This window comes from Bacillus sp. FG16 (assembly GCF_057809515.1).
In genome coordinates this window covers 1-3055 of record NZ_JBMDKC010000205.1, presented here as the reverse complement: position 1 = coordinate 3055, position 3055 = coordinate 1, and the positions used below count along the sequence as shown (strand labels likewise).

Below are 3055 nucleotides of genomic sequence, written 5' to 3'. Positions count from 1 at the left end.
CTTTGTATTGTTCTAATTCTTCCATAAGCTGTTTCGCCCCTTCTGGGCTCAACGTCAGCTTTCCATCCGCTAGTTTGATATTCTGGGGAGAAATTTCTCCTGTTAGGGGACAAGTACCATACGATTTATATTTCTGTAGAACAATCGTTTCGCCTTCTACAAATATTTCTAGTGGGTCTTTTTCTTGGATGTCGAGTGTACGCCTCGTTTCCTTCGGTATCACAACTCGACCAAGCTCATCGACTTTTCGTACAATACCTGTTGATTTCATAGAAATGTCCTCCTTTTTCACACATAGAATACCTCACCTCTCATGTTACCGTTCTCATTTTTTAAAACTACATATACTATAAAAAAAGTTGATTTCAATCTGTAAACATAGCGAGGTTTCCCCATGTCTATATCTGATGTTATCCACTTACAAAAACAAATTGAGGAAAAACAGAAACAACTGCGACAGTTGGTACAAGCACACTTATATACAGACCCCATTGTTCTTGCATGTAGCCAAGAATTAGATCAATTCGTGTATGTTTCTATGCATGATTATTCTCCTCGAATAGTCAAATGTATAATGAGATTCCAATTCATCAATAGAATTGGAATCTCATTATACATTTGTCCTCTATATTTTACCATAACTGGACTCTATGTGGACTAAATAAACCAAATTCTGCATAAAAATATGCCTCTTGGTATATATTAGGACTAACAATTCCACCCTACAGCATTGATTGCCACTCTAGAATGAAGTCTCCTAACATGATTACAGGTGGAATTATCTATCATTCCTTCAAAACAAAAAAAGACGTATCAGAAAGGTTCGTCTTTTTTCTAATTTTTATTTCTATCCCCTGAAATGCACATCCTGACTACAAAATTATTGTTCCTATACTTTCATAGGCTACATGACCAAATTTTTCTTCTTCACCGTAATATGTGTACCTTCTTGTTTGGCACTTTGAAATGCTTCCGAATAACTTTTCATTTGTTGCGGTTTTTCACATATACTAAAGAAGCTCAAGCAAGAACTATATTATGCGATTTTTTATTTGAATATTATAAATATAGCATGCCTTATGAGTAGTAAGACATGCTACTTTCAGAAAATGTGCTGATTGTGAAACGTATATTATCCCTACATAGCTTGTTGCACAAACCGAATCCGCAAGTATATCATATCATAAATCAATGATGAAAAAGCGATGTGTTTCACCACAGGACAAACGCATGAAAAAAGTTAGGTTCTACATATAGAACCTTGTAACCTTCGAAACATCTGTATATTGATGTTGTATTCGGCATCTATAAAAAGCTAACTCTAATCCTATTTCCAATTTCACTAAGTCACTATATATAGTTGAGAACTAGCTGCACACGCACTATATACAGGTCGTAAATGCTTGTATTTTTTTCATGCGATTGTCCTGTGTTTCACCATTCTTTGTATATATTTCTAATTAGATGTATACTAAATATGATTTCTTTTGTGAAAATTTTTAGGTGTTTTTCAAGTCAGGTTATGGTCGTTATCTAATCTATAGTATGTATCTGCAGTGAGGCTCTTATGTTAATCATAAGAGCCTGTTTGCATGTTTAATTTGTTTTTATGTACAATAAGAAAAAAGAGATCTTATCAGACAGGGAGAGGAAGCCCATGTCCAATCAAAAATTGGTCAATTTACGTATTGATTTTGCCTTTAAACAATTATTCGGGACATCCGGAAGCGAAGATATTTTGTTGACATTTCTAAATGCAATGTTAGCTGATTCATTGGAATCTCCTATTCAATCCCTTCAATTCGAAGATCCACATTTACATCGAGAACATGAAGAGGATAAATTATCGATTCTAGACGTATCGGCTACATTAGACACTGGAACCAAAATTAACATTGAAATCCAGTTGAATAATAATCATGACCTTTTAAAGCGTTCCCTTTATTATTGGAGCAAGCTCTATGCATCTCAATTAAAAAAGGGAATGCCCTACAGCTCATTGCATAAAACCATTACAATCAACTTATTGAACTTTGTCATGTTTAAAGACTATGAAGCATTTCATACGACGGGGAAACTGTGGAATATGCAGCAGCAACAACTTTTAAGTGATGATATCGAAATTCATGTCGTGGAAATTCCAAAATTGCTACAGCAGTGGCGAGAGGAAAAAGTAAATCCGTGGGAAGATTCCTTTGTTCGGTGGTTATTACTATTACCAGCCAATGAAGATGAGCATTTAACACATACTCTGGAGGCGATTGCGATGAATCAGGACCCAATTTTACAGAAAGCAATGGATAAATGGGAGCATATGAGCCAAGATGCTTCGTTCCGTCAAGCTTACGAAGCACGCGAAAAGATTTTGATGGATGAAGCGGCAGGAATTGCACATGCGTTAAATAAAGGGCGAGAAGAAGGCATGCAAAAAGGACTTGAACAAGGCGTTCAACAGGGGAAACGTCAAATGATTCTCGGTATGCATCGTTTACAAGTCCCAATAGAAACCATTGCACAAGCCAGTGAACTCACGATTGAAGAAGTAAAAAAAATTATAGAGCAAGCATAAAAGAGGCGGACTTTGGACCGCTTCTTTTTACGAAAAAACACAACAAAGACAGTTATGCCAGACTGTCTTTGTTGTGTTTTTGATTTTGCAAGTGTTTGTACAAAATAGCATCTACCATATAAAAGAAAAGCCTATATGTATAGAGTGTGTTGTGGAAACACTCCTCAAAAAAAGATACAGCCACGATAATGATATGCTCCCCTTAAGGTAGACAGATTAAAAAATAAAAATCTGTTTTATTCTTAAGGGGAGTTTTTTCTATGTCTAAAAAACGATATCTTACTGAATTTAAGCTAGAGCTATTGCTTGCTTATAAAAAAGGAGATTATACAATTAAAGAACTTTGTAAGAAGTATCAAGTTACGAAATATTCATTCAAGGAATGGATGAAACGTTTTGAACAATATGGGATAGAGGGCCTACAAAAAAACTGGTTCTGTTGCAAAGTTTGAAAAAACATCAAGCGGTTTACAAAATGCGGTTATA

The 3055-nt window shown here is 35.2% G+C and carries 4 protein-coding genes; 3 read left to right on the top strand and 1 reads right to left on the bottom strand.

What is annotated here, in order from left to right; translation table 11 throughout:
- Nucleotides 1-271 (bottom strand): AbrB/MazE/SpoVT family DNA-binding domain-containing protein (locus ACODS7_RS31540; RefSeq protein ID WP_488828503.1); only part of this gene is annotated, 271 nt, incomplete at its 3' end.
- A 189-nt stretch (nt 272-460) separates the two neighbouring features.
- Between ACODS7_RS31540 and ACODS7_RS31535 the strand changes: the two genes are divergently transcribed.
- The 3 genes from ACODS7_RS31535 to ACODS7_RS31525 all read left to right on the top strand — a co-directional run bounded on the left by ACODS7_RS31535 (nt 461) and on the right by ACODS7_RS31525 (nt 3021).
- Entirely contained in the window at nt 461-661 is a 201-nt protein-coding gene (locus tag ACODS7_RS31535; RefSeq protein WP_488828505.1) for an aspartyl-phosphate phosphatase Spo0E family protein, read from the top strand.
- Nucleotides 662-1657: 996 nt separating this feature from the next.
- Nucleotides 1658-2569, top strand: a complete 912-nt coding sequence (locus ACODS7_RS31530; RefSeq protein ID WP_016110348.1) for an Rpn family recombination-promoting nuclease/putative transposase — start codon at nt 1658-1660, stop codon at nt 2567-2569.
- A 260-nt stretch (nt 2570-2829) separates the two neighbouring features.
- Nucleotides 2830-3021 (top strand): helix-turn-helix domain-containing protein, encoded by a 192-nt coding sequence (locus ACODS7_RS31525; RefSeq protein ID WP_289670043.1) that lies wholly within the window; start codon nt 2830-2832, stop codon nt 3019-3021.
- Nucleotides 3022-3055 lie beyond the last annotated feature (34 nt).

Coding starts and splice junctions, on each gene's coding strand:
- ACODS7_RS31525 (WP_289670043.1), top strand. CDS start 2,830: ATGTCTAAAAAACGATATCTTACTGAATTTAAGCTAGAGCTATTGCTT.
- ACODS7_RS31530 (WP_016110348.1), top strand. CDS start 1,658: ATGTCCAATCAAAAATTGGTCAATTTACGTATTGATTTTGCCTTTAAA.